The organism is Paraburkholderia sediminicola (genome assembly GCF_046027825.1).
Taxonomy (GTDB): Bacteria; Pseudomonadota; Gammaproteobacteria; order Burkholderiales; family Burkholderiaceae; genus Paraburkholderia; species Paraburkholderia sediminicola_D.
This window is the reverse complement of sequence record NZ_JAQQDU010000268.1, coordinates 1-521: the sequence shown is the minus strand read 5'-3', so window position 1 is coordinate 521 and position 521 is coordinate 1. Positions and strand designations below refer to the sequence as shown.

Genomic DNA, 521 nt, shown 5'->3' with positions numbered 1-521 from the left:
TCCATGCCGAGCTGGAAATTATCGGTCGGCTCGCCGTCCTTGCCGATACCCAGATTGCCGGTCGCGACACCTTTGACCGAGCCATCGTCGTTATACAGAATCTCAGCTGCCGGGAAGCCCGGGAAAATCTCGACGCCCAGCGCTTCCGCCTGCTGACCCAGCCAGCGCGTGACGTTGGCGAGGCTGATCACGTAGTTACCGTGGTTCTTGAAGTTGTCCGGCAGTGCCCAGGTCGGCACGCTCTTCGAACCGGTTTCGGTCAGGAAGAGGAACTTGTCTTCGGTCACGTCCACGGTCAGCGGCGCGCCCTTTTCCTTCCAGTCCGGGATCAGTTCAGTGATCGCGCGCGGATCCATGACCGCGCCCGACAGGATATGCGCCCCGATCTCCGAGCCTTTTTCCAGTACGCACACGCCAATCTCGACGCCTTTTTCAGCCGCCAGCTGCTTCAGGCGGATCGCCGCGGACAGGCCAGCCGGGCCGCCGCCGACGATCACGACGTCGTATTCCATCGACTCGCG

1 protein-coding gene is annotated in these 521 nt (G+C 62.4%); it reads right to left on the bottom strand.

Annotated features, from left to right (window positions below; all coding sequences use genetic code 11):
• Window positions 1-521: NAD(P)/FAD-dependent oxidoreductase (locus PQQ96_RS42200; RefSeq protein WP_408303366.1), on the bottom strand; the 521-nt coding region annotated here is incomplete at both ends.